The following is a 26,523-nucleotide window of genomic DNA, read 5'->3' on the forward strand; positions in this document are numbered from 1 at the left end:
TTCGCATAAATTGCGAATGAGATCCTTTATTGCCCTCGTTGCAGTGCCAATTATATATTATACTGCCATTGGCAATAGAATGCATGTCAGAACTACCAAGGAATTAATGATAAACTCTCATTTATCTTATAACAGGAACTTAAAGCTTTTGCAGTTCGTTTTCATCCATTACTTTCCGAACAATGATGAAGATGCGCCCGAAAAGGATTGATTACTTTTTATGCTGTTGCAAAATTGCATCCAAGTCCTTGAATACAAGATTAATGTCCTGTTGGCCATTAATTTTAGTCAGTACACCTTTTTCGCCATAAAAGTCGAGTAAAGGAGCTGTCTGATTCATATTTACTTCCAGACGATTCATGACAGTATCCGGATTATCATCTGCACGCTGGTAAAGTTCGCCACCATCTTTATCACACACATCTTCTACCTCTGGAGGATTGAAGATCAAGTGATACGATGTGCCACACACTTTACAAATACGACGCCCAGATAATCGTGCAACTAATTCTTGCGTATCGACTTCGATGTCCAATACGTACTCAATGCTTTTTCCTAAATCCTTAAGTAAAGCATCTAGTGCTTCAGCTTGAGGTACTGTTCTAGGAAAACCATCAAGAAGAAATCCATTGTCACAATCCGTTTTGCTTAAACGCTCACGCACGATACCAATGGTAACTTCATCAGGAACTAATGCTCCTTGATCCATGAACGATTTCGCTTTAACTCCAAGTTCCGTGCCATCTTTGATGGCAGCACGGAACATATCGCCTGTAGAAATATGAGGGATTCCGTACTTCTCGACAATTTTGTCTGCTTGTGTACCTTTACCAGCACCAGGCAGACCCATTAATACGATGTTCATACGTCCTTGCCCTCCGTTTGTTTACAATAGGTCAGGCTATTGCTTTTTATTTCATAAAGCCTCTGTAATGTCTCTTCACTAATTGTGATTCTAATTGCTTCATTGATTCGAGGGCAACCCCTACTACGATGAGCAAGCTCGTTCCGCCGATTTGAGCGGATTCAGGCAAATTCGCCAAGTTAATGAAGAAAATTGGCATAACTGCTACGACGGCAAGAAAAATCGAGCCGACGAACGTCAGCCTATACAGAGTACTTGTTAAGTACTTTTGAGTGTTTGCTCCTGGGCGAATTCCCGGGATATATGCCCCTTGCTTTTTCAGATTGTCTGCCATATTTTCTGGATTCACTTGAATGAATGCATAGAAATACGTAAACGCGACAATAAGTGTTACATATAAAATCATACCGATCGGATTCGTATAATCGAAGATCCGAATAATAGTTTTAGTTACACTGTTCTCACCGAAAAATGGAGCGATTTGTTGTGGCGTGATGAAGAATGCCACCGCAAAGATTACCGGGATAACTCCTGCAGCATTCAATTTCAAAGGTAAATGTGTTTGTTGACTTGCAACAGATTGATTACGTCCTGAGACACGCTTCGCATATTGAATCGGAATTTTCCGCAATGCTTCTTGGAAGTAAATAACTCCGACTACAATGGCTACGATTACGATCAATAACAAGACCATCGTTGCAATTCTAATAAATAGTGCATCTCCAGCGTCTTGAATTTGCGTTACATACAACTGGTTAACAGCATTCGGAATGCCGGCGACAATCCCTGCAAAGATAATGATGGAAATACCATTCCCAACACCTTTTGCAGTAATTTGTTCACCAAGCCATAGTAGGAAAGCTGTACCGGCAGTCAATACAATTGCAATTGTGATATAAGTGGATATGCTGTTGTCTTGAATCAGTGTACCACCAAACGTTTGGTTGAAACCAAATGACATGGCAAGTGCTTGAATAAAGGCAAGAACAATCGTGAAATATCTTGTGAATTGTGCAAGCTTTCGTCTTCCGACGTCCCCTTGTTTTGACCACTCAGTAAACTTTGGAACAACATCCATCTGCAAGAGTTGTACAATGATGGATGCCGTGATATACGGCATTATCCCCATTGCAAAGATCGAGAAGTTGGATAATGCTCCTCCACCGAATGTGTTCAAGAATCCGATAAACTGATTATCTGATTGTTGCAAAGCAGTTGCATCAACGTTTGGAACCGGAACAAATGTCCCTAGTCTGAAAACGATGAGCACTAGGAGGGTGAAAATTATTTTAGACCGGATCTCCTTCACACGCATGAAATTAGAGATTGTCTGAAACATTATACCACCTCTGTTTGCCCGCCTGCTTTTTCAATTGCTTCTTTTGCAGAAGCGGAGAATTTGTTAGCACGTACTGTGATCTTCTTATCAAGTGTTCCGTTACCCAGAATCTTGATACCAGATTTAGCGTTGCTTACAACACCAGTCTCAATTAGCAATTCCGGTGTTACTTCCGTGCCTTCTTCGAAACGATTTAATGTATCGAGGTTAACGATGGCATAATCTTTACGATTGATGTTCGTGAACCCGCGCTTAGGAAGTCGTTGGAAAAGAGGAATTTGTCCACCTTCGAAACCAAGACGTACACCGCCGCCTGAACGAGCGTTTTGGCCGTCATGACCTCTACCAGAAGTCTTACCTGTTCCAGATCCAATCCCACGACCAACACGTTTGCGGTTTCTACGAGATCCTTCAGCTGGTTTTAGCTCATGTAATTTCATCTTATCGGCACCTCCTTATTGTAAAATAGTACTTAAATTTCTTTAACGGTTACCAAGTGGCTAACTTTTGTGATCATACCACGGATGGCATCGTTGCTTTGATGCTCAACTGTTTGATTTAACTTTCGAAGACCTAGTGCTTCAATTGTTTTACGTTGTGTCGGTTTTGAACCAATAACACTTTTCGTAAGGGTGACTTCAAGTTTGTTCGTCATTGTATTTCCCCCCTTAACCTAACAGTTCTTCTACGGATTTACCACGCAATTTGGCAATGTCTTCTGCGCGCTTCAAATTCTGCAACCCTTCGATTGTTGCACGTACCATATTGATCGGTGTGCTTGATCCAAGAGATTTAGAAAGAATATCCGTGATGCCTGCAAGTTCAAGTACCGCACGGACAGGTCCACCTGCGATAACACCAGTACCCGGAGCAGCTGGTTTGATGAGGATTTGTCCTGCACCAAAGCGTCCGATTACTTCATGTGGAGTTGTACCTTTGACCATTGGCACTACAATCAAGTTTTTCTTCGCATCTTCAATTGCTTTACGGATTGCATCTGGAACTTCTTGTGCTTTACCAGTACCAAAACCGACACGACCGTTTTTATCACCGACTACGACAAGTGCAGTGAAGCGGAAACGACGTCCACCTTTTACAACTTTCGCAACGCGGTTGATCGTTACTACGCGTTCTTCGAACTCACTTTTGTTCTGATCATTACGACGCATGAAATATGTCCCTCCCTCTTAATTAAAATTCCAGTCCATTTTCGCGTGCAGCATCGGCTAATGCTTTTACACGGCCGTGGAAAAGATATCCGCCGCGGTCGAAAACAACCGTTTTAACGTCTTTTTCAACAGCTTTCTTTGCAATAAGCTCGCCGACTTTAGCTGCAGATTCAGTGTTGCCAGTAGAGCCAGTCTCAACATCGTTATCTCTTGTAGAAGCGCTAACGATTGTTACACCATTCAAATCATCAATCAATTGTGCATAGATGTGTTTGTTTGAACGGTAAACGTTTAGACGTGGACGCTCTGCAGTTCCGCTGATTTTCGTACGCACACGTGCGTGACGCTTTTTACGGACAGCGTTTTTATCTTGTTTCGTGATCATCGGAGTCACTCCTTCCAAATACCTCGGGCGGTATTATTTACCTGTTTTACCTTCTTTACGACGAACAATTTCGCCTTCATAACGAATACCTTTACCTTTATATGGCTCTGGTGGACGTACTTGACGGATGTTAGAAGCAAGAGCACCTACGTGTTCTTTGTTGTATCCGCGAACGATTATTTTCGTGTTCGCTGGAACTTCAACTTCTACACCTTCTTCTGGTGTGAATTCAACTGGATGTGAGTAACCTACGTTCAATACAAGTTTTTTCCCTTGCATAGAAGCACGATATCCAACCCCAACCAATTCAAGTGTGCGTTCAAATCCTGTAGATACTCCCACTACCATGTTGTTAAGTACAGAGCGTGTAGTACCGTGAATTGAACGGTGAGCTTTTGATTCAGAAGGACGAGTAAATGTAATTACATTACCTTCGTGAGTGATCGTAATTTCTTTATCTAATTGTCTCGAAAGTTCACCTTTCGGACCTTTAACAGTAGCGAAGTTTCCCTCTGAAATTGTTACAGTAACGTTTTCAGGGACTTCGATCTGACGATTACCAATACGGGACATTCTATTGCACCTCCATTCAATTGTAGCTAATTACCAAACGTAAGCGACGACTTCTCCGCCGACTTGTTTAGCGCGGGCTTCTTTGTCTGTTAATACACCGTTTGATGTAGAAACTAGTGCAACACCTAAGCCGTTAAGTACTTTAGGAACTTCATTTGATTTAGCATATACACGAAGTCCTGGTTTAGAAATACGTTTCAAGCCATTGATAACGCGTTCGTTATCTTGACCGTATTTTAGGAAAATGCGGATGATGCCTTGTTTGTTATCTTCCACGTATTCCACATCGCGAACGAAACCTTCTCGTTTTAAGATCTCAGCGATTTCTTTCTTTACGTTTGAAGCAGGTACCTCAAGCTTCTCGTGGCGAACCATGTTCGCATTACGGATGCGTGTAAGCATATCTGCAATCGGATCACTCATTGTCATTTGAATTAACCTCCTTCCCTAATTAGGGGTTTACCAGCTGGCTTTTTTGACGCCAGGAAGTTGTCCCTTGTATGCAAGTTCGCGGAAACAAATACGGCAAAGTTTAAATTTGCGATATACTGAATGTGGACGGCCACAACGTTCGCAGCGTGTATATTCTTGTACTTTGTACTTTGGCGTACGTTTCTGTTTAGCGATCATAGATTTCTTAGCCACGTTTTCGCCTCCCTATTATTTTACTTTTGGAATGGCATGCCACACTGTGCAAGCAACTCACGTGCTTCTTCATCAGTGTTAGCTGTCGTCACGATGACGATATCCATCCCTCGTACTTTTGATACTTTATCGAAGTCAATTTCAGGGAAAATAAGTTGCTCTTTCACACCAAGAGTATAGTTACCGCGACCGTCAAACGCTTTTTTAGAAACGCCACGGAAGTCACGTACACGTGGTAATGAGATTGTAACTAATTTATCGAGGAACTCATACATGCGCTCACCGCGAAGCGTTACTTTAGCTCCGATCGGCATTCCTTCACGTAAACGGAATCCTGCGATAGATTTTTTCGCTTTCGTAATGACTGGTTTTTGACCTGAAATAGTTGCAAGATCCTCAACAGCTGCATCAAGTGCTTTTGTATTTTGGACAGCATCACCAACACCCATGTTGATAACGATTTTATCTACTTTAGGAACTTGCATAACAGATGTATATTCAAACTTGCTCATTAGAGCAGGTGTGATTTCTTTAGAAAACTTCTCTTTCAAACGACTCATCAGTCGGACCTCCTTTCATGCAATACTTACTTATCCAATGATTCACCGGATTTTTTTGCAATACGTACTTTTTTACCGTCTTCCATTTTGTAACCTACACGAGTCGGCTCGCCTGTTTTAGGATCGATTACCATCACGTTTGAGACGTGGATTGTAGACTCTTGGCTTACAATTCCGCCCTGTGGGTTTTCTTGGTTCGGCTTTGTGTGTTTCTTGACGATATTAATACCTTCAACAAGCACACGGTCTTTTTTCGGGTAAGCAGTTAGGATCACACCTGTTTTGCCTTTATCTTTCCCAGAGATCACCATTACTTTGTCGCCTTTTTTAACGTGCATTTATCGCACCTCCTTGACTGGCTCTGTCATTAGAATTAAAGAACTTCTGGAGCAAGTGAAATGATTTTCATGAAGTTATTGTCGCGTAGTTCGCGAGCAACTGGTCCGAAAATACGTGTTCCACGTGGCCCTTTATCATCACGGATAATAACGCAAGCATTCTCATCGAATGTAATGTATGAACCGTCTTTACGACGAACTCCACTTTTCGTACGAACGATGACCGCTTTTACAACGTCACCCTTCTTAACAACGCCACCTGGTGTTGCCTTCTTAACCGTAACAACAACTACGTCACCGATGTTAGCTACTTTACGACCTGATCCGCCTAGTACTTTAATTGTTAGTACTTCGCGTGCACCAGAGTTGTCAGCAACTTTCATTCTACTTTCCTGTTGAATCATCGAGGTTACCTCCTTCCGAAATCTGAGTTAAAAACCTATTAGATGATGATCGCTTTTTCAACGACTTCTAGAAGACGGAAACGCTTAGTTGCTGATAATGGACGTGTTTCCATAATACGAACAACATCGCCGATTTTCGCTTCGTTTAGCTCATCATGAACTTTAAGTTTCTTAGAATACTTTACACGCTTACCGTATAAAGAATGTTTTTTGTATGTTTCTACCATTACCGTAACGGTTTTATCCATTTTATCGGAAACCACACGGCCTGTGTATACTTTGCGCTGATTACGCTCAGTCATGGCTGCAACCTCCTTCATCAGTTATTTGCACTGATTTCTCTTTGTCGTATTACAGTTTTCATGCGCGCAATCGATTTGCGTACTTCACGGATGCGTGCAGTGTTTTCTAATTGACCTGTCGCTAACTGGAAGCGAAGGTTGAAAAGCTCTTCTTTAAGTGATTTCACTTTTTGCTCAATCTCTGCAGTTGTTAAGTCACGAATTTCATTAGCTTTCATTAGACTCACCACCAATTTCTTGTCGTTTTACAAACTTGCTTGTTACAGGAAGTTTGTGCGATGCAAGTCTAAGTGCCTCACGAGCAACCTCTTCTGAAACACCTGCAATTTCGAACATTACTCTACCAGGTTTCACAACTGCAACCCAGCCTTCTACAGCACCTTTACCGGAACCCATCCGGACTTCTAGAGGCTTTTTAGTATATGGTTTGTGCGGGAAAATATTGATCCATACTTTACCGCCACGTTTCATGTAACGAGTCATAGCAATACGAGCAGATTCAATCTGACGGTTAGTGATCCAACTTGCTTCTAGAGCTTGAAGACCAAACTCACCAAACTGAACTGTAGCGCCACCTTTTGTTTCACCACGCATTTTCCCACGGAATACACGACGATGTTTTACACGTTTAGGCATTAACATATTATTTGCCTCCTTCCCCAGAGTTCTTCTTAACTTTTACTGGAAGGACTTCACCACGATAAATCCATACCTTTACGCCAAGCTTACCATAAGTAGTATCAGCTTCAGCATGTGCATAATCTATATCTGCACGTAATGTATGAAGAGGGACAGTTCCTTCACTGTAGTGTTCTGCACGAGCGATATCAGCACCGCCGAGACGACCAGACACTTGTGTTTTAATTCCTTTTGCGCCAGAACGAATAGTACGTTGAATCGCTTGTTTCTGAGCACGACGGAATGATACACGACTTTCTAATTGACGAGCGATTGATTCTGCGACTAATCTCGCATCCAAATCAGCACGTTTGATTTCTACGATGTTGATGTGTACACGCTTGCCTGTAATCTCGTTAAGTTGCTTACGAAGTGTTTCTACTTCGGAACCACCTTTACCGATAACCATACCTGGCTTTGCAGTGTGGATTGTAATATTAACACGCTTAGCAGCACGCTCAATTTCAACCTTTGAAACAGATGCTTCTACAAGACGTTTTTCGATGTATTCACGGATCTTTAAGTCTTCATGTAGTAAGGACGCATAATCTTTTTCCGCGTACCATTTTGAGTCCCAGTCACGGATGACGCCTACACGTAGTCCATTAGGATGTACTTTTTGGCCCACTAATTACCCCTCCTTCTTTTCAGATACCACTAATGTGATGTGGCTTGTACGTTTGTTGATCGCACTTGCACGACCTTGTGCACGTGGACGGAAACGTTTCATTGTTGGTCCTTCATCTACGAATACTTCACTGACGATTAAGTTCTCAGTATCCATTTCGTAGTTATGTTCAGCGTTTGCAATTGCTGATTTCAATAATTTTTCCACGACTGGAGATGCCGCTTTAGGCGTAAGTCGTAGAATAGCCATAGCTTCACCTATATTCTTGCCGCGGATAAGATCAACGACCAAACGAACTTTGCGAGAAGCAATACGGACTGTGCGTACAGATGCTTTAGCTTGTTGCATCAGGATAACCTCCTCTCAAATTAGCGTTTTGTTTTCTTATCGTCGGCACCATGGCCTCGGTATGTGCGTGTAGGTACGAATTCACCTAGTTTATGACCTACCATATCTTCTGTTACATAAACAGGAACATGTTTACGTCCATCATATACTGCAATCGTCAATCCGATGAAAGTCGGGAAGATTGTTGAACGGCGTGACCATGTTTTAATAACTTGTTTCTTTTCTGAGTCTTTTTGTGCGTCAACCTTTTTTAGTAAATGGTCATCTGCAAAAGGTCCTTTTTTCAAGCTGCGGCCCATTCTGGAACCTCCTTCCAAGTATGTACTACGGTCCATCTACTGAACCGCAGTGCAATAACATTATTTTTTACGACGGCGAACGATAAGTTTATCTGATTTATTGTTCTTCGAACGTGTCTTGAATCCAAGAGTTGGTTTACCCCAAGGAGTAACAGGACTTGGACGACCGATTGGTGTACGTCCTTCACCACCACCGTGTGGGTGATCGTTAGGGTTCATTACAGATCCACGAACAGATGGGCGTTTGCCTAACCAACGTGAACGACCTGCTTTACCAATGTTGATCAATTCGTGTTGTTCGTTACCAACTTGACCGATTGTAGCACGGCAAGTAGCAAGGATCATACGAACTTCACCTGATTGTAGACGAATGATGACGTATTTGCCTTCGCGTCCTAGTAGTTGAGCAGAAGTTCCTGCAGAACGAACTAATTGTCCGCCTTTGCCTGGCTTCATTTCAATGTTGTGAATCGTAGAACCCATAGGGATGTTCTCTAATGGTAGAGCATTTCCTACGCGGATATCCGCTTCAGGTCCTGAAATGATTGTGGAACCTACTGTCAATCCTTTAGGAGCAAGGATGTATTTCTTTTCTCCATCTGCATAATTGATTAATGCGATGTTTGCCGAACGGTTTGGATCGTATTCGATCGTAGCAACGCGTCCTGGAATGCCATCTTTCCGACGTTGGAAATCGATGACACGGTATTGGCGCTTATGTCCTCCACCTTGGTGACGAACTGTCATTCTACCTTGGTTGTTACGTCCGCCTTTACGCTTGACTGGTTCAAGCAATGATTTTTCTGGTTTGCTAGCTGTAATCTCAGCAAAATCAGAAGAAGTCATGTTACGACGTCCGTTGGAGGTAGCTTTGTACTTCTTAATCGCCATTTTATGTTCCCTCCTTCATTTATTATGGGTTAATTACATTTCAAAAAGTTCGATATCTTTGGAATCAGTAGTTAGTGTAACAATTGCCTTACGACGCTTGTTTGTATAACCAGCATGTTTCCCCATACGCTTGAACTTACCTTTGTAGTTCATAACGTTAACTTTTTCAACTTTAACACCGAAGATTTCTTCAATAGCTTGTTTCACGTGAGTTTTGCTCGCGCGCGTATCAACTTCGAATGTATATTTTCTTAAGTCTTCCATTTGTTCAGAAGAACGCTCGGTAATGACCGGACGTTTCAGAATATCACGTGCTTCCATTAACCAAGCACCTCCTCGACTTTTTCTATTGCTGCTTTTGTCATTACAAGCTGGTCATGTCCGACTAGGTCTAGAACATTAATACCGTTCGCTGAAACGACGCTGATTCCTGGAATATTACGAGCAGACAATGCTACTGATTCTTCTAGGTCAGCTGTAACAAATAATGCTTTCTTAGTGATTGAAAGATCTTCAAGCACTTTTACAAAGCCCTTTGTTTTTGGTGCATCAAATGCTAAGTTTTCTAGAACGATTAGTTCTTCAGCTGCTACTTTCGTAGAAAGAGCGGATAGAAGAGCTAAACGACGAACTTTCTTAGGCATTTTATAGCTGTAACTACGTGGTGAAGGACCGAATACGATACCGCCTCCACGCCATTGTGGTGATCTGATTGAACCTTGACGAGCACGACCTGTACCCTTTTGACGCCATGGTTTACGACCGCCGCCTGCTACTTCCGCGCGAGTTTTAACCTTGTGGTTACCTTGGCGTAAAGAAGCTTGTTGTTGAACAATTGCTTCGAATAATACTGCTTCATTCGGCTCGATTCCAAAAATCGCATCGTTTAGTTCGATGTCGCCGACAGCAGAACCTGTTTGACTTACTACAGATACTTTAGGCATTCCTGTTTCCTCCTTTCTGTTTTACTCAGTTTCCTTTGATAGCACTTTTCACTTGTACAAGTGATTTACGAGCTCCAGGAACGTTACCTTTTACTAATAACAAGTTGCGCTCAGCGTCAACTCGAACGATTTCAACGTTTTGGATCGTTACTGTTTTGCCACCAGTACGTCCAGGTAATTTTTTTCCTTTGAATACGCGTTGTGCATCAACTGCTCCAAGTGAACCTGGTGCGCGATGGAAACGTGATCCGTGAGACATTGGTCCACGTGAGTAACCGTGGCGCTTAATGACACCTTGGAATCCTTTACCTTTTGAAACTCCTGTAATGTCTACTACTTCGCCTTCTGCGAATGTATCGACTTTGACTTCCTGACCAACTTCGTATGCACTAACGTCAGCTCCGCGAACTTCGCGAATGAAGCGCTTAGGTGCAGTGTTAGCTTTTGCTACATGGCCTTGTTCTGGCTTGTTTGAAAGCTTTTCACGTTTATCATCAAATCCTAGTTGGATTGACTCGTAGCCGTCTGTTTCAATTGTCTTCTTTTGAAGAACAACGTTTGGAGCAGCTTCAATCACTGTTACTGGGATTAGATCGCCGTTTTCAGCAAAAACTTGCGTCATTCCGACTTTTCTTCCTAAGATTCCTTTGGTCATTAGTCACACCTCCTGTAATATTGTTTGTTTTTATGTTTTATAGTTTAATTTCGATGTCGACGCCTGATGGTAAATCAAGCTTCATAAGTGCATCCACCGTTTGTGGCGTTGGATTCACGATATCGATTAAACGTTTGTGCGTACGCATTTCAAATTGCTCACGTGAATCTTTGTATACGTGAACAGCACGCAATACCGTGTAAACTGATCTTTCAGTTGGTAACGGAATTGGACCTGAAACACTAGCTCCAGAACGTTTAGCCGTTTCAACAATCTTTTCAGCTGACTGATCGATCATTCTGTGATCGTAAGCTTTCAATCTAATACGAATCTTTTGTTTTGCCATTATTTTCCCTCCCTTTCGCCTATTTTCTAGACAATTCTCCACGAAAATTTTCCTTACACGCGCCATGGCAAAGCGGCCGGGTGTATCGGTAACCTCTCGCTTCATCGCAGTCAAAGACCAACATTCAACATTATACATAATATAAAAGGATTGTGCAACCCTTTTGAAGAAATTAGTTTAACTTTTAATCCGTTTACTATACTACCAGCATTCTTCTTGATTTGCACGCGATTCGATGTGCACTTATAGAATCTATTTCTCATTCTATATCCGATTACATACTAACTTTAGTATCATCGAAAGCAAAAAAAATCCCGCCTCAAGGGCGGGATCAAAACAAATTATTTTGTGATTGTTGCTACAACGCCAGCTCCAACTGTACGTCCGCCTTCACGGATTGAGAATTTAGTACCTTCTTCAATCGCGATAGGAGAAATAAGTTCAACTGTCATTTCAACGTTATCTCCAGGCATAACCATTTCTACGCCTTCAGGAAGTTGAATGATACCAGTTACATCAGTTGTACGGAAGTAGAACTGAGGACGGTAGTTTGAGAAGAATGGAGTATGACGTCCACCCTCTTCTTTTGATAGAACATAAACTTCAGATTTGAACTGAGTGTGTGGAGTGATTGTTCCTGGCTTAGCAAGAACTTGTCCACGTTCGATATCTTCACGTGATACACCACGAAGAAGAGCACCGATGTTGTCGCCTGCTTCTGCATAGTCAAGAAGTTTACGGAACATCTCTACACCAGTTACAGTAGTAGCTTTTGGTTCTTCAGCAAGACCGATGATGTCAACAACATCTCCGACTTTAACTACTCCACGCTCAACACGGCCAGTTGCAACTGTACCGCGACCTGTGATTGAGAATACGTCCTCAACAGGCATCATGAATGGCTTGTCAGTGTCACGAGTTGGTGTTGGAATATAGTCATCTACCGCTTGCATAAGTTCAAGGATTTTTTCTTCCCACTCTGGCTCTCCTTCAAGAGCTTTAAGAGCTGATCCTTTGATTACAGGAATATCATCACCAGGGAAGTCGTAATCAGAAAGAAGTTCACGGATTTCCATTTCTACTAATTCAAGTAGTTCTTCGTCATCTACCATGTCACATTTGTTCATGAAGACAACTAGGTAAGGAACACCTACTTGACGTGAAAGAAGGATGTGCTCACGTGTTTGTGGCATTGGACCATCAGCAGCAGATACTACTAAGATTCCGCCGTCCATTTGTGCAGCACCAGTGATCATGTTTTTAACGTAGTCAGCGTGACCTGGGCAGTCAACGTGTGCATAGTGACGCTTGTCAGTTTCGTACTCAACGTGTGAAGTACTGATTGTAATTCCACGCTCTTTTTCTTCAGGTGCGTTATCAACGTCAGCATATGACTTTGCTTCTCCACCTTGTGCTTTAGAAAGAACTGTTGCGATTGCAGCAGTCAAAGTTGTTTTACCATGGTCAACGTGACCAATTGTTCCTACGTTTGCGTGCTCCTTGGAGCGGTCGAATTTTTCTTTACCCATTTTAGAGGTCCTCCCTTTATTTAAAAAGATTAATTTTTATAATATGGATAGTCGAATGTATACCTTCGACTATCCATATCTTACAAGTATTGCTTAAAAGAAACAAGGATGAACTTTATTATTCACCTTTGTTTTTCTTGATTACTTCTTCAGCGATAGACTTTGGAAGTTCCTCATAGTGATCAAACACCATTGAGAATACTCCGCGTCCTTGCGTGTTTGAACGTAGAGATGTTGCATAACCAAACATTTCAGCAAGTGGAACCATCGCACGAACTACTTGTGCGTTACCACGAGCTTCCATACCTTCAACACGGCCACGGCGTGATGTAATATCACCCATGATATCGCCCATGTATTCTTCCGGAATGATTACTTCTACTCTCATTGTCGGTTCAAGAATTACAGGATTACATTTTGATGCAGCATTTTTCAAAGCCATTGATGCAGCAATCTTAAATGCCATCTCGTTGGAGTCAACGTCATGGTAAGATCCGTCATACAGGCGTGCTTTGACATCGATTAATGGATATCCAGCTAAAATACCGTTATCTAACGAATCACGAATTCCCGCTTCAACTGCTGGGATATATTCACGAGGAACAGAACCACCAACAACATTATTCACGAACTCGAATCCTTTTCCTTCTTCGTTTGGACCAAATTCGATCCATACGTGACCAAACTGTCCACGTCCACCTGATTGACGAACGAATTTACCTTCGACTTCAGCTGACTGACGGAATGTTTCGCGGTAAGAAACTTGTGGTGCACCCACGTTTGCTTCCACTTTAAATTCACGACGTAGACGGTCGACGATAATATCCAAGTGAAGTTCACCCATACCTGCGATGATAACTTCTCCTGTTTCTTGATCTGTGTGCGCACGGAATGTTGGATCTTCTTCTTGTAGCTTACCAAGAGCTTGACCCATTTTATCCTGATCCGCCTTTGTTTTCGGTTCAATCGCTACAGAGATTACCGGTTCAGGGAATACCATTGATTCAAGAATGATCAATGATTTCTCGTCACATAGTGTGTCTCCAGTAGTTGTATCTTTCAAACCAACAGCAGCAGCAATTTCACCCGCGTGTACTTCAGAAATCTCTTCACGGCTGTTTGCGTGCATTTGTAGAATACGTCCTACGCGCTCACGCTTGCCTTTTGTAGAGTTTGCTACGTAAGAACCCGCTTGAAGAACACCAGAGTATATACGGAAGAATGTAAGTTTACCTACATAAGGATCCGTCATAACTTTAAACGCCAATGCTGAGAAAGGTGCTTCATCAGTTGATTCACGCACTTCCTCTTCTTCAGTCTCAGGGTTGAAGCCCATCATTGGTGGTACATCAAGTGGTGATGGTAGGTAGTCTACTACCGCATCCAGTACTAGTTGTACACCTTTGTTTTTGAAAGCAGTTCCACAAACTACAGGATAGAATTCAACTGCCAACGTAGCTTTACGAATAGCTGTTGTAAGTTCTTCTATTGTAAGTTCTTCACCGCCAAGATATTTTTCCATAAGATCTTCATCGAAATCTACAACAGCTTCGATTAGGCTCTCACGATATTTTTTAGCTAGTTCAAGATGTTCAGCAGGAATTTCTTCCACTGTCGTATCTGTTCCTAGATCATTTGGATACATAGTTGCCTTCATTTCGATTAAGTCAATAATTCCTGAGAAGTTATCTTCCGCACCGATCGGCAATTGAATAGGATGTGCATTCGCTTGTAGGCGATCACGTAGTGTTCCTACAGAATAAAGGAAGTCAGCACCCGTCTTATCCATTTTGTTTACGAATACAAGACGTGGTACTTTGTAGTTTGTCGCTTGACGCCAAACTGTCTCTGTTTGTGGTTCAACACCTGATTGAGCATCAAGTACCGCTACAGCACCATCCAATACGCGAAGTGAACGTTCAACTTCAACTGTGAAGTCTACGTGCCCCGGTGTATCGATGATATTTACGCGGTGACCTTTCCATGCTGCTGTTGTTGCAGCGGAAGTAATCGTGATTCCACGTTCTTGCTCTTGCTCCATCCAGTCCATTTGTGATGCACCTTCGTGCGTTTCACCAATCTTGTGGATTTTACCTGTGTAAAAAAGGATCCGCTCAGTTGTCGTTGTCTTACCAGCGTCAATGTGAGCCATGATACCAATGTTACGAGTATTCTCTAGTGAGAACTCTCTAGCCATTTTGTAATCTCCTTCCGTTTCGGATTACTGCTATTGTTTATCCGACCTTACCAGCGATAGTGAGCGAATGCTCTGTTGGCTTCAGCCATTTTATGCATTTCTTCACGGCGTTTAACAGAAGCACCTGTGTTATTTGATGCATCAAGAATTTCATTCGCTAGACGTTCTTCCATTGTTTTTTCTCCACGTGTACGTGAATAGTTTACAAGGTAACGAAGACCTAGAGTCGAACGACGTTCAGGGCGTACTTCAACCGGCACTTGATAGTTAGCTCCACCTACGCGGCGAGCGCGCACTTCAAGAACTGGCATTACATTATTTAAAGCTGCTTCGAATACTTCGATTGGCTCTTGTCCAGAACGTTCTTTAACAATTTCGAACGCTCCATAAAGAATCTTTTGAGAAGTACCTTTTTTACCGTCTACCATCATTTTGTTGATAAGGCGGCTTACAAGCTTGGAATTATAAATCGGATCAGGTAGTACATCACGTTTTGTTACTGGACCTTTACGAGGCATAATTAGTTCCTCCTTTCAATATGGTTAGTTTTGTCTTACTTCTTAACTTTGGGCTTTTTAGCTCCATACATTGAACGGCTTTGCATACGGCCAGTAACTCCAGCTGTATCAAGTGCCCCACGTACGATATGGTAACGAACACCCGGTAAATCTTTTACGCGTCCTCCGCGGATTAGTACCACACTGTGTTCTTGCAAGTTGTGGCCTTCACCTGGAATATATGCGTTTACTTCCAATGTATTAGTTAAACGAACACGAGCATACTTACGTAGCGCCGAGTTTGGCTTCTTAGGAGTCATAGTACCAACACGTGTACAAACACCTCTTTTTTGTGGTGAGTTCACGTTTGTCATAGACTTTTTAAAGCTGTTATAGCTTTTTCCTAGAGCCGGAGACTTAGAATTTTCCGTTTTCGATTTACGAGGTTTACGGACTAATTGATTAATTGTAGGCATCAGGTTGTTCCTCCTTCCGAGCTTTTTATAATACCACACACCCAGGTGGTTCATTTTTGAGTAAAAACAAAGTTTTTGTGCGTGCACACACAAAAACGGGTGACAGTAACTCCAGAGATCTCTGCTTACTGTTATTTTATAATGATGATTGCTTATCGCCTTGCACTTATTCGAAAGAACATTTTTCTTCCTGATAAGTTAACGGTCAACAACTATCAACCTTTTGTATATTATCATCTTCACAACGACTTGTCAACAAATTTAAGAAAATAAACGGGAACGATGTCCCGTTTATTTTTATTAAGCTGTAATAGTCTCTTCTACTTCATCATGTTGCATTTTTATTTGACGGTATCTCTGCATACCAGTACCTGCAGGAACCAATTTCCCAATAATAACGTTTTCTTTCAGACCTAGCAACTCATCTGTTTTACCTTTAATAGCTGCATCTGTAAGAACTCTAGTCGTTTCTTGGAATGATGCGGCTGACAAGAACGATTCCGTTTCAAGTGAAGCTTTCGTAATTCCAAGAATTACAGGACGTGAAGTAGCTGGAACTTTACCCGCTAACAACACCTTTTCGTTCGCTTCAGAAAATTGGTGGATATCCAATAATGAACCTGGAAGAAGATCCGTGTCTCCTGCTTCGATAACTCGAACTTTACGAAGCATTTGACGTACCATCACTTCAACGTGCTTATCACCAATCTCTACACCTTGCATACGGTAAACTTTTTGAACTTCTTTCAACAGATACTCTTGTACAGTTGAAACGTCCTTTACTATGATCAATTGTTTAGGATCAATTGAACCTTCAGTAATAGTTTGTCCACGCTCAACCACATCGCCTACTTCTACGCTTAAACGCGCATTATACAACGTAGGATATTTACGTGTTTCTACTTCGCCTTCAATAGTGATTTCTTTTAACCCTTCACGGATTTCATCAATTTCAATAACCGTACCTGCAATTTCAGAAATAACCGCTACACCTTTCGGATTCCGGGATTCGAAAATCTCCTGAATACGTGGAAGACCTTGTGTAATATCATCTCCAGCAACTCCACCTGTGTGGAATGTACGCATCGTTAACTGCGTTCCTGGTTCTCCGATAGATTGTGCCGCAATGATTCCCACTGCTTCCCCTACTTCTACCGTCTCTCCAGTAGCCAAGTTGATACCGTAACATTTTTTACATACGCCATGTTTTGTATTACAAGTAAATGCAGAACGAATCGTCACTTCTTCGATACCGGCTTGAATTACTATGTTCGCTATGTCCGCAGTAATTAATCCGTTTTTCTCAAGAATGACTTCACCTGTTTCCGGATGTTTGATAGTCTTCTTCGTGTGTCGACCTTCAATACGCTCAAACAGTGTTTCGATCATTTCATTTCCTTCGGTTAATGCAGTAATCGCAAGACCGCGGTCTGTTCCGCAATCTTCTTCACGAACGATAACATCTTGCGCTACATCTACGAGACGACGAGTCAAGTAACCTGAATCGGCAGTCTTCAGTGCTGTATCGGCAAGACCTTTACGCGCACCGTGTGTAGAGATAAAGTATTCGAGTACTGTTAGCCCCTCACGGAAGGAAGATTTGATCGGAAGTTCGATAATCCGCCCAGCCGGGTTGGCCATTAGTCCACGCATACCAGCAAGTTGTGTAAAGTTTGATGCGTTACCACGGGCTCCGGAGTCACTCATCATAAAGATCGGGTTTTCAATATCCAATGAATCCATTAGCTTATTCTGGATGATATCCTTCGCATGGCTCCAATAAGAGATGACACGATCATAGCGCTCTTCTTCGGTAATTAAACCACGTCGGAACTGTTGCGTGACTTTGTCAACTTTTTCTTGTGCTTCATGAAGAATCTCTGCTTTATTTGGCAAAACGACGATATCGGAAATACCGATCGTAATTCCAGCACGAGTAGAATATTTAAATCCTAGGTTTTTCATTCTATCCAACATTCTAGAAGTTTCTGTAATGTGGAAGCGTCGGAAGATTTCCGCGATAATTTCCCCAAGGATTGCTTTTTTGAATGGCGTGATCAGTTCTGCTTCTTGCAAATGTTCCTTAACATTCACTGTTCCGTCGATGAAATACTTTTCAGGTGTTTCTACCTGTAAGTTTTGATTCGTCGGTTCGTTAATATACGGGAACGATTCCGGTAGAATCTCATTGAAAATGATTTTACCTACAGTCGTTAACAATAGCTGACTATTTTGCTTATCCGTAAACGTTGGATTGTTAATACTGCCAGCCTGAACTGCGATGCGGGAATGTAAGTGAACGTGTCCTGTTTGATAGGCGATTAACGCTTCATTCGGATCACTGAACACAGAACCTTCTCCAGCTGCATTTTTACGCTCGACTGTTAAGTAATAGTTACCAAGAACCATATCCTGTGAAGGAGTTACAACTGGTTTTCCGTCTTTCGGATTCAAAATGTTTTGGGCAGCTAACATCAATAAACGCGCTTCAGCTTGAGCTTCAGCAGATAGCGGTACGTGAACAGCCATTTGGTCACCATCGAAGTCAGCGTTGTAAGCTGTACATACTAGCGGGTGTAATGTAATTGCGCGCCCTTCGACCAGTATCGGTTCAAACGCCTGAATCCCTAGACGGTGAAGCGTTGGTGCTCGGTTAAGAAGCACTGGATGTTCTTTGATGACATCTTCCAATACATCCCACACTTCGGAATGAAGACGTTCAATTTTACGTTTCGCACTCTTGATGTTATGCGCCAAATTGCGTTCTACTAATTCTTTCATAACGAACGGCTTAAATAGCTCAATCGCCATTTCTTTTGGCAGACCGCATTGGTACATTTTCAAGTTAGGGCCTACTACGATAACCGAACGACCAGAATAGTCTACACGTTTACCAAGTAAGTTCTGGCGGAAACGTCCTTGCTTACCTTTCAGCATGTGAGAAAGTGATTTCAACGGACGGTTGCCTGGACCCGTTACAGGTCTTCCACGACGGCCATTATCTACTAGTGCATCTACTGCTTCTTGAAGCATCCGCTTCTCGTTCTGAACGATAATACCAGGCGCTCCTAAATCCAATAGACGCTTCAGACGATTGTTCCGGTTAATAACCCTACGGTAAAGATCATTCAAGTCAGATGTTGCAAAACGCCCTCCGTCTAGCTGTACCATAGGACGTAATTCAGGAGGGATAACAGGAAGTACTTCCAATACCATCCATTCCGGACGATTTCCAGAGTTACGGAAAGATTCCACGACTTCCAGACGTCGGATTGCGCGTGTACGACGCTGACCTTGTACTGTTTTCAACTCTTCTTTCAATGAATCTGTTTCTTTATCCAAGTCGATTGCACGAAGTAGCTGCTCGATTGCTTCTGCTCCCATTGCAGCTTGGAATTTAGAACCATATTTTTCACGGTACAAACGGTACTCTTTTTCAGAAAGCAGCTGTTTACGCTCAAGTGGCGTATCCGCCGGTTCGACAACTACGTAAGATGCAAAGTAGATAATCTCTTCCAATGCACGTGGTGTCATATCCAGAATCAAGCCCATACGGCTAGGAATTCCTTTGAAGTACCAAATATGTGTGACAGGTGCCGCAAGCTCGATGTGACCCATTCGTTCGCGACGTACTTTTTGACGCGTTACCTCTACGCCACAACGATCACAGACAACGCCCTTATAACGAACCCGTTTATATTTACCACAGTGACATTCCCAATCTTTCGTTGGGCCGAAGATTCTCTCACAGAATAATCCGTCTTTCTCTGGCTTTAGTGTACGGTAATTGATCGTTTCAGGTTTTTTCACTTCTCCATACGACCAAGAGCGAATCTTGTCAGGTGAAGCAAGGCCAATTTTCATATACTCAAAATTATTAACATCTATCAAGGAGCCAACCTCCCTTTAGTCTAATCGCCATAACGGCTTATCAGTCAACTTAACTTGTAATAGTACATTCACGTAAGACATTCTTCTTACTGAATAAAATAGAAGAGGGTGCTCGAAGCCCTCTTCTATTCGTTTTTGTTTGGTTTATTTACATTTCAGATTAGCGTTATCGATTTTAGGCGATCGGCTGATCTTCTTTCATCAAGTTCAATGCGTCAGTTGGTTGCAAGTCTTCTTCGTCATCTAGATCACGAAGCTCAATTTCTTCAAAGTCTTCCGTCAACATTTTCACGTCTAATCCCAAACTCTGAAGTTCTTTGATTAGTACTTTAAATGATTCCGGTACACCTGGTTGAGGTACGCTATCACCTTTGACAATCGCTTCATATGTTTTCACACGACCTACGACGTCATCGGATTTGACTGTTAAGATTTCTTGCAATGTATAAGCAGCACCATACGCTTCCAGTGCCCATACTTCCATTTCCCCGAAACGTTGTCCACCGAACTGGGCTTTACCGCCGAGTGGTTGCTGCGTAACGAGTGAGTATGGCCCAGTAGAACGCGCGTGCAACTTATCATCTACCATGTGGGCAAGTTTGATCAAGTACATAACGCCGACTGACACGCGGTTATCAAATGGTTCACCTGAACGGCCATCGTATAGCATTGTTTTACCGTCACGGTTCATTCCCGCTTCTTCCATTGTAGCCCAAACGTCTTCTTCGTTTGCACCATCAAATACAGGAGAAGCAGTGTGAATGCCTAGACTGCGCGCAGCCATACCAAGATGCATTTCAAGAACCTGTCCGATATTCATACGTGATGGAACCCCAAGTGGGTTCAACATGACATCGATCGGTGTACCATCTGGAAGGAACGGCATTTCCGATTCAGGTAAAATTCGGGAAATAACACCCTTATTACCGTGACGTCCTGCCATCTTATCTCCAACAGAGATTTTACGCTTCTGTACGATATATACTCGTACCAACTGGTTTACTCCTGGGGATAGCTCATCGCCATCTTCACGGTTAAAGACTTTAACATCCAGAACGATTCCGCCTGCTCCATGGGGTACACGTAATGAAGTATCGCGAACTTCGCGTGCTTTTTCCCCAAAGATTGCATGTAGAAGACGTTCTTCCGCGGTCAATTCCGTAACTCCCTTAGGCGTTACTTTACCGACCAAGATATCACCATCTCGTACTTCTGCACCGATACGGATAATTCCTCTGTCGTCCAAGTTGCGCAATGCATCTTCTCCGACGTTTGGAATATCACGCGTGATTTCTTCTGGTCCAAGCTTAGTATCACGTGCCTCTGATTCATATTCTTCAATATGAACGGAAGTGAATACATCATCTTTCACCAGACGCTCACTCATGATAATCGCATCCTCATAGTTGTAGCCATCCCATGTCATGAATGCTGTTAGAACGTTGCGACCAAGCGCAAGTTCTCCTTGTTCCATTGATGGTCCGTCCGCAAGAATATCAAGCGGTTTTACGCGGTCGCCAACTTTTACAATCGGGCGTTGGTTATAGCAAGTTCCCTGGTTCGAACGAATGAATTTAGACAAACGACAAACGACAAGGTCACCCTTGACTTCTTTACCGCCCACTTCTTCAATGCGACGAATACGAATTTCTTTCGCTTCAACGTGTTCTACGATACCGTGGTATTTAGATACAACAGCCGCCCCTGAATCACGCGCGGAAATATGTTCCATACCTGTACCCACAAATGGTGCTTCAGGATTTAATAAAGGAACTGCTTGACGTTGCATGTTCGCACCCATCAACGCACGGTTAGAGTCATCATTTTCTAAGAACGGAATACATGCAGTAGCTGCAGATACAACTTGCTTAGGTGAAACGTCCATATAGTCTATTTGTTCGCGGCGGAATACAGTATTATCCCCTTGGAAACGACCTACCACGCCCTCATTAGTAAATGATCCGTCTTCCTCAAGTAGTGAGTTAGCCTGTGCTACAACATAGTTATCTTCAATATCTGCTGTCAAATAATCAATTTGCGCTGTAACGCGACCCGTTTCAGGATCTACTTTACGATAAGGAGTTTCAATGAAACCAAATTGGTTCACTTTCGCGAATGTAGACAGCGAGTTAATCAATCCAATGTTCGGTCCCTCTGGTGTTTCAATTGGACACATACGACCATAGTGAGAGTAGTGAACGTCACGAACTTCCATTCCTGCTCGCTCTCGAGTCAAACCACCAGGTCCTAGTGCAGATAAACGACGCTTATGCGTCAATTCAGCCAATGGATTTGTTTGGTCCATGAACTGAGAAAGCTGTGAACTTCCGAAGAACTCTTTGATTGATGCAATAACTGGACGGATATTGATCAATTGTTGGGGTACGATAGATTGCGTGTCATTGATAGACATTCTCTCTTTAACCACACGCTCCATACGGGAAAGACCGATACGGAATTGGTTTTGAAGTAATTCACCAACAGAACGCAAACGACGATTACCAAGATGGTCAATATCATCCGTGTTCCCTACACCATGCAAGAGGTTAAAGAAATAGCTAATAGAAGCAACGATATCCGAAGGGGTAATATGTTTAATAGACTCGTCTACTTCAGCGTTAGAAATGACGTTGATCACTTGCTTTTCTTCACTTTTCGGTGCGTAAATCTTTAGCGTCTGGATAACCATTGGTTCTTCCAATATAGACCCTACATGTTCAATCGACTCAGTATTGATACCTTGAGATAAAAACGGTAGTAATTTATCTAATGTACGTCGATCGATTAGCTGATCTTTTTCCACTAAAATCTCGCCAGTTTCAGGGTCGACAAGTGTTTCAGCAGCTGTTTGATTGAACAATCGATTTTGCAAGTGAAGCTTCTTATTCATTTTATAACGACCGACATTCGCTAAATCATAGCGCTTCGGATCAAAGAAACGTGAATACAAAAGACTTCTTGCGCTGTCTAGTGTTGGTGGTTCACCTGGACGAAGTCGCTCATAGATTTCAAGCATCGCTTTTTCTGAAGTCTCGGTATTATCTTTCTCTAATGAATTTCGTAAATACTCATTATCACCGATTAAATCAATAATTTCTTGATCAGTAGAGAAGCCTAACGCACGCAATAAAACAGTGATTGGCAACTTACGAGTACGGTCGATACGGACATGCACTACGTCTTTTGCATCTGTTTCATATTCAAGCCATGCTCCACGGTTCGGAATAACAGTAGCGCCAAATCCACGCTTACCATTTTTATCCGTCTTATCATTATAGTAAACACTTGGCGAACGAACGAGCTGTGAAACAATAACACGCTCAGCTCCGTTAATAATGAATGTTCCGTTTTCTGTCATGAGTGGGAAATCTCCCATGAAAACGTCTTGTTCCTTTACATCGCCTGTTTCTTGGTTATGAAGACGTACTTTTACACGAAGTGGTGCGGCATATGTCACATCGCGCTCTTTTGATTCGTCTACCGGATATTTTGGTTCACCCAGTTTGTAATCGATAAATTCCAAGGATAAGTTACCTGTGAAATCCTGGATAGGAGAAATATCCCGGAACATTTCACGTAACCCCTCTTCTAAGAACCACTCGTAAGATGCCGTTTGAATTTCAATCAAATTCGGCAAGTCGAGTACTTCTTTGATTCGCGCGAAACTTCTACGCTGACGATGTTGACCATACTGAACTAAATGACCTGTCAACTCATTCACCCCTCATTAAAACAATATTAGTTTTTTGCAAAATCAGAAATTCCGCTGTGACTTCGAAAAAACAAAAAGAAAACGAGTTCCGACAAGAGCTCATTTTCGATTTCACAATCTTTATCCAAACATCAATATGCCTTTTCCTCTACTACATCACACAAAAGGGCATACAGCTGCAATATAAATATTTATGCATTCAATAATGCTACTACAAGATGTCGATCCTGTCAAACTTTTTTCGCCACCAAAATAAAGTAGCCTTTTTTCTTGGCAACCGTATCCACATTACCAAACAACTTCTTCAAGTAATCTATTGTGGATGGAGCTCCTTGTTTCTTTTGAATGACAACCCATAACTCCCCACCCGAAGTCAATTTTTCATAAGCACCGTCGTAGAATGAAAAGACTGTTTGCTTACCTGCTCTAATAGGTGGATTCGTTATAATTGCAGCAAAACCATCAGATTGAACTTGATCGATTCCACTACTTTCATAAATTTGTATATTGGTGATCTTGTTTTGCTGGGCATTTATTTTACAAAGAGCCAATGCTCGCTCGTTAACATCAACCATATGGACAAGCCGTTCAGGGAAATCTGACGCAATAGACAAGGCAATCGGACCATAGCCGCAACCTATTTCCAATAAGTCTCCCCCGACTGATGGTACTTTAAACGTTTCAGCGAGCAATTTTGACCCTTCATCTATGCTACCTTTACTGAATACACCAGCATCTGTTGTGAACGAAAAGACTTTGTTGCGAATCTCAGCCTTCCACTGCTTGGGGGCACTTGACACTTGGGGACTTTTTGAATAGTAATGCTCTCCCATACATACACCTCCTGCGTAGAGTTACATTATCTGTATATGAAGAAAAAAGCCCGTCAGATAGACGGGCTTTTCTCAGGGAAGTAGAAATTACTTAACTTCTACAGATGCGCCAACTTCTTCAAGTTTAGCTTTCATTTCTTCTGCTTCTTCTTTAGTTGCTGCTTCTTTAACAGCTTTAGGAGCTTCGTCTACAAGAGCTTTAGCTTCTTTCAAGCCTAGGCCAGTGATTTCACGAACAGCTTTGATAACTTTGATCTTTTGATCTCCAGCTGATGCAAGGATTACGTCGAATTCAGTTTGCTCTTCAGCTGCTTCTGAAACTGCTCCAGCTGCTGCAACTGGTGCTGCTGCTGTTACGCCGAATTCTTCTTCGATTGCTTTAACAAGGTCGTTTAGTTCAAGAACTGTCATTTCTTTGATTGCGTCTAAAATTTGTGCATTAGTCATTTTAAGTTCCTCCTGGAAAGTTGTATTTAACCGGCTAGTTTGTTCCGGTCATAGTCAAAATGCGAAATTAAGCACCTTGCTCTTCTTTTTGTTCTGCAACTGCTTTTGTAGCAAGTGCAAAGTTTCGTACTGGCGCTTGAAGAACGCTGAGTAGCATAGATAGTAGACCATCGCGAGACGGTAGAGTAGCCAATGCTTTCACATCTTCAGCTGATGCAACGTTTCCTTCAATCACACCCGCTTTAATTTCAAGCTTGTCGTTCTTTTTAGCGAAATCATTTAAGATTTTAGCTGGCGCTACTACGTCTTCTGTTGAGAAGGCGATAGCGTTTGGACCTGTCAAGTTTTCATTCAAACCTTCTAGTCCTGCAACTACTGTCGCACGACGCACCATTGAGTTTTTATAAACTTTGAACTCGATGCCCGCTTCACGAAGTTGTTTACGCAATTCTGTAACTTGTGAAACCGTAAGACCACGGTAATCGACAACTACTACAGATGCTGCTGTTTGCAACTTCTCAGCGACTTCTGATACGACCGCTTGTTTAGCTTCTAAAATTTTGCTCATGTTGACACCTCCTGGTAATTAGGGTCACTTATACCGATATAAAAAGCCCTCAACGTCTAAGACATGAGGGCAGAAAAGTCGTCATCTTTAAAAAAGAGCGTCTTGTCCTCGGCAGGAGCATTAAGTGGCAAGCCACACCTGCTGTCTTCGGTACAAATGGTTATCATCATAACAAGCGTAATCTTAACAGATCACTTTATGCTTGTCAATTATTTTTTAACAGTAACGCTTGACGGATCTACTTTTACAGCAGGACCCATAGTTGTCGTAACGTTTACTGATTTCATGTATGTTCCTTTTGACGATGACGGTTTAGCTTTTTGAATCGTTTCAAAGATAGTCAAGAAGTTTTCTTCCAACTTCTCGTTATCGAAAGAAGCTTTCCCGATTGGCGCATGGATGATTCCAGCTTTGTCCGCACGGTATTCAACTTTACCTGCTTTGATTTCTTCAATAGCTTTCGTTACGTCGAATGTTACTGTACCTGTTTTCGGGTTCGGCATAAGACCTTTTGGTCCAAGTACGCGACCAATCTTACCAACTTCGCCCATCATGTCAGGTGTAGCAACGATTACATCAAATTCGAACCAACCTTGTTGAATTTTAGCAATTAATTCTGCGTCGCCTACGTAGTCTGCGCCCGCAGCTTCTGCTTCTTTAACTTTTTCACCTTTAGCGAATACTAATACGCGTTGAGTTTTACCAGTACCATTAGGAAGCACTACTGCTCCACGGATTTGCTGATCGTTTTTACGTGTATCAATACCAAGACGGAAAGCTACTTCAACTGTTGCATCAAAATTAGTAGTAGTTGTCTTTTTAGCAAGTTCAATTGCTTCTTTCGCAGAGTATGTAGCTGTACGATCTACAAGCTTCGATGCATCTACGAATTTTTTACCTCTTTTAGCCATCAGAATTTTCCTCCTCATTTGTGGTTTTAACGGATTAAACCTCCCACTTAATGAAGGCTGCGAATCTCATTCGACCGCAGCCTCCACCTTCAA

The 26,523-nt window shown here is 42.3% G+C and carries 33 protein-coding genes and 1 other annotated feature; all 33 genes read right to left on the reverse strand.

Going from position 1 to position 26,523, the window contains the following annotated elements; all coding sequences use genetic code 11:
- Positions 1-211: 211 nt before the first annotated feature.
- A complete protein-coding gene (locus SporoP8_RS07920; RefSeq protein ID WP_085132004.1) occupies positions 212-865 on the reverse strand; it encodes an adenylate kinase in 654 nt (217 codons plus the stop codon).
- 46 nt (positions 866-911) lie between these two features.
- Positions 912-2,204 (reverse strand): preprotein translocase subunit SecY, encoded by a 1,293-nt coding sequence (gene secY / locus SporoP8_RS07925; RefSeq protein WP_085132005.1) that lies wholly within the window; start codon positions 2,202-2,204, stop codon positions 912-914.
- Complete coding sequence (rplO, locus tag SporoP8_RS07930; RefSeq protein ID WP_083034249.1) at positions 2,204-2,644, reverse strand: 50S ribosomal protein L15; 441 nt, start codon at positions 2,642-2,644, stop codon at positions 2,204-2,206. Before rplO ends, secY begins: the two co-directional genes overlap by 1 nt.
- 32 nt (positions 2,645-2,676) lie before the next feature.
- Positions 2,677-2,859 (reverse strand): 50S ribosomal protein L30, encoded by a 183-nt coding sequence (gene rpmD, locus SporoP8_RS07935; RefSeq protein WP_029053261.1) that lies wholly within the window; start codon positions 2,857-2,859, stop codon positions 2,677-2,679.
- A gap of 13 nt (positions 2,860-2,872) precedes the next feature.
- Positions 2,873-3,373, reverse strand: a complete 501-nt coding sequence (rpsE, locus tag SporoP8_RS07940; RefSeq protein WP_083034251.1) for a 30S ribosomal protein S5 — start codon at positions 3,371-3,373, stop codon at positions 2,873-2,875.
- Positions 3,374-3,395: 22 nt separating this feature from the next.
- Positions 3,396-3,758, reverse strand: coding sequence for a 50S ribosomal protein L18 (rplR, locus tag SporoP8_RS07945; RefSeq protein ID WP_085132006.1), 363 nt, complete (start codon positions 3,756-3,758; stop codon positions 3,396-3,398).
- Positions 3,759-3,791: 33 nt separating this feature from the next.
- Complete coding sequence (gene rplF / locus SporoP8_RS07950; RefSeq protein ID WP_085132007.1) at positions 3,792-4,331, reverse strand: 50S ribosomal protein L6; 540 nt, start codon at positions 4,329-4,331, stop codon at positions 3,792-3,794.
- Positions 4,332-4,361: 30 nt separating this feature from the next.
- Positions 4,362-4,760, reverse strand: coding sequence for a 30S ribosomal protein S8 (rpsH, locus tag SporoP8_RS07955; RefSeq protein ID WP_029053265.1), 399 nt, complete (start codon positions 4,758-4,760; stop codon positions 4,362-4,364).
- A gap of 30 nt (positions 4,761-4,790) precedes the next feature.
- Positions 4,791-4,976 carry a type Z 30S ribosomal protein S14 gene (locus tag SporoP8_RS07960; RefSeq protein ID WP_008298870.1) on the reverse strand — a complete coding sequence of 62 codons (186 nt, stop codon included), beginning with the start codon at positions 4,974-4,976 and terminating at the stop codon, positions 4,791-4,793.
- Between the two features lie 20 nt (positions 4,977-4,996).
- Positions 4,997-5,536 carry a 50S ribosomal protein L5 gene (gene rplE / locus SporoP8_RS07965; RefSeq protein WP_085132008.1) on the reverse strand — a complete coding sequence of 180 codons (540 nt, stop codon included), beginning with the start codon at positions 5,534-5,536 and terminating at the stop codon, positions 4,997-4,999.
- Between the two features lie 26 nt (positions 5,537-5,562).
- On the reverse strand, positions 5,563-5,874 hold the full coding sequence (rplX, locus tag SporoP8_RS07970; RefSeq protein ID WP_029053267.1) for a 50S ribosomal protein L24: 312 nt from the start codon (positions 5,872-5,874) through the stop codon (positions 5,563-5,565).
- A gap of 35 nt (positions 5,875-5,909) precedes the next feature.
- Positions 5,910-6,278, reverse strand: coding sequence for a 50S ribosomal protein L14 (gene rplN, locus SporoP8_RS07975; RefSeq protein WP_081243203.1), 369 nt, complete (start codon positions 6,276-6,278; stop codon positions 5,910-5,912).
- 38 nt (positions 6,279-6,316) lie between these two features.
- Positions 6,317-6,580, reverse strand: coding sequence for a 30S ribosomal protein S17 (rpsQ, locus tag SporoP8_RS07980; RefSeq protein WP_029053269.1), 264 nt, complete (start codon positions 6,578-6,580; stop codon positions 6,317-6,319).
- A 17-nt stretch (positions 6,581-6,597) separates the two neighbouring features.
- Positions 6,598-6,798, reverse strand: a complete 201-nt coding sequence (rpmC, locus tag SporoP8_RS07985; RefSeq protein ID WP_025783856.1) for a 50S ribosomal protein L29 — start codon at positions 6,796-6,798, stop codon at positions 6,598-6,600.
- Entirely contained in the window at positions 6,788-7,222 is a 435-nt protein-coding gene (gene rplP, locus SporoP8_RS07990; RefSeq protein ID WP_085132009.1) for a 50S ribosomal protein L16, read from the reverse strand. Before rplP ends, rpmC begins: the two co-directional genes overlap by 11 nt.
- Before the next feature lies 1 nt (position 7,223).
- The gene (gene rpsC / locus SporoP8_RS07995; protein ID WP_085132010.1) at positions 7,224-7,886 is read right to left on the reverse strand and encodes a 30S ribosomal protein S3; all 663 of its coding nucleotides are present in this window, start codon (positions 7,884-7,886) and stop codon (positions 7,224-7,226) included.
- 3 nt (positions 7,887-7,889) lie between these two features.
- Positions 7,890-8,234, reverse strand: coding sequence for a 50S ribosomal protein L22 (rplV, locus tag SporoP8_RS08000; protein ID WP_037561627.1), 345 nt, complete (start codon positions 8,232-8,234; stop codon positions 7,890-7,892).
- A gap of 20 nt (positions 8,235-8,254) precedes the next feature.
- Entirely contained in the window at positions 8,255-8,533 is a 279-nt protein-coding gene (gene rpsS, locus SporoP8_RS08005; RefSeq protein WP_085132011.1) for a 30S ribosomal protein S19, read from the reverse strand.
- 60 nt (positions 8,534-8,593) lie between these two features.
- Positions 8,594-9,424 carry a 50S ribosomal protein L2 gene (rplB, locus tag SporoP8_RS08010; protein ID WP_085132012.1) on the reverse strand — a complete coding sequence of 277 codons (831 nt, stop codon included), beginning with the start codon at positions 9,422-9,424 and terminating at the stop codon, positions 8,594-8,596.
- Positions 9,425-9,457: 33 nt separating this feature from the next.
- Entirely contained in the window at positions 9,458-9,745 is a 288-nt protein-coding gene (rplW, locus tag SporoP8_RS08015) for a 50S ribosomal protein L23 (RefSeq protein ID WP_085132013.1), read from the reverse strand.
- Positions 9,745-10,368, reverse strand: a complete 624-nt coding sequence (gene rplD, locus SporoP8_RS08020) for a 50S ribosomal protein L4 (RefSeq protein WP_085132014.1) — start codon at positions 10,366-10,368, stop codon at positions 9,745-9,747. Before rplD ends, rplW begins: the two co-directional genes overlap by 1 nt.
- A 25-nt stretch (positions 10,369-10,393) precedes the next feature.
- Positions 10,394-11,023 (reverse strand): 50S ribosomal protein L3, encoded by a 630-nt coding sequence (gene rplC, locus SporoP8_RS08025; RefSeq protein WP_085132015.1) that lies wholly within the window; start codon positions 11,021-11,023, stop codon positions 10,394-10,396.
- A gap of 37 nt (positions 11,024-11,060) precedes the next feature.
- Entirely contained in the window at positions 11,061-11,369 is a 309-nt protein-coding gene (gene rpsJ, locus SporoP8_RS08030; RefSeq protein WP_085427465.1) for a 30S ribosomal protein S10, read from the reverse strand.
- A gap of 341 nt (positions 11,370-11,710) precedes the next feature.
- Positions 11,711-12,898 carry an elongation factor Tu gene (tuf, locus tag SporoP8_RS08035; RefSeq protein WP_085132017.1) on the reverse strand — a complete coding sequence of 396 codons (1,188 nt, stop codon included), beginning with the start codon at positions 12,896-12,898 and terminating at the stop codon, positions 11,711-11,713.
- A 118-nt stretch (positions 12,899-13,016) separates the two neighbouring features.
- The gene (fusA, locus tag SporoP8_RS08040) at positions 13,017-15,095 is read right to left on the reverse strand and encodes an elongation factor G (RefSeq protein ID WP_085132018.1); all 2,079 of its coding nucleotides are present in this window, start codon (positions 15,093-15,095) and stop codon (positions 13,017-13,019) included.
- 47 nt (positions 15,096-15,142) lie between these two features.
- A complete protein-coding gene (rpsG, locus tag SporoP8_RS08045; protein ID WP_029053281.1) occupies positions 15,143-15,613 on the reverse strand; it encodes a 30S ribosomal protein S7 in 471 nt (156 codons plus the stop codon).
- 35 nt (positions 15,614-15,648) lie between these two features.
- A complete protein-coding gene (rpsL, locus tag SporoP8_RS08050) occupies positions 15,649-16,068 on the reverse strand; it encodes a 30S ribosomal protein S12 (protein ID WP_085132019.1) in 420 nt (139 codons plus the stop codon).
- A 300-nt stretch (positions 16,069-16,368) separates the two neighbouring features.
- Positions 16,369-19,959: a DNA-directed RNA polymerase subunit beta' gene (gene rpoC, locus SporoP8_RS08055; RefSeq protein ID WP_085132020.1), complete on the reverse strand. Its 3,591-nt coding sequence runs from the start codon at positions 19,957-19,959 to the stop codon at positions 16,369-16,371.
- A 175-nt stretch (positions 19,960-20,134) separates the two neighbouring features.
- Positions 20,135-23,680, reverse strand: coding sequence for a DNA-directed RNA polymerase subunit beta (gene rpoB / locus SporoP8_RS08060; RefSeq protein WP_198166096.1), 3,546 nt, complete (start codon positions 23,678-23,680; stop codon positions 20,135-20,137).
- Between the two features lie 221 nt (positions 23,681-23,901).
- Complete coding sequence (locus SporoP8_RS08065; RefSeq protein ID WP_085132022.1) at positions 23,902-24,504, reverse strand: class I SAM-dependent methyltransferase; 603 nt, start codon at positions 24,502-24,504, stop codon at positions 23,902-23,904.
- 87 nt (positions 24,505-24,591) lie between these two features.
- Entirely contained in the window at positions 24,592-24,951 is a 360-nt protein-coding gene (gene rplL / locus SporoP8_RS08070) for a 50S ribosomal protein L7/L12 (RefSeq protein WP_085132023.1), read from the reverse strand.
- 67 nt (positions 24,952-25,018) lie between these two features.
- Positions 25,019-25,519, reverse strand: a complete 501-nt coding sequence (gene rplJ / locus SporoP8_RS08075) for a 50S ribosomal protein L10 (RefSeq protein ID WP_085132024.1) — start codon at positions 25,517-25,519, stop codon at positions 25,019-25,021.
- A gap of 30 nt (positions 25,520-25,549) precedes the next feature.
- Positions 25,550-25,688, reverse strand: a sequence feature (ribosomal protein L10 leader region).
- Between the two features lie 40 nt (positions 25,689-25,728).
- Entirely contained in the window at positions 25,729-26,430 is a 702-nt protein-coding gene (gene rplA / locus SporoP8_RS08080) for a 50S ribosomal protein L1 (protein ID WP_085132025.1), read from the reverse strand.
- Between the last annotated feature and the right edge of the window lie 93 nt (positions 26,431-26,523).

Origin of the sequence: Sporosarcina ureae (assembly GCF_002101375.1) — a bacterium.
Lineage (GTDB): Bacteria > Bacillota > Bacilli > Bacillales_A > Planococcaceae > Sporosarcina > Sporosarcina ureae_B.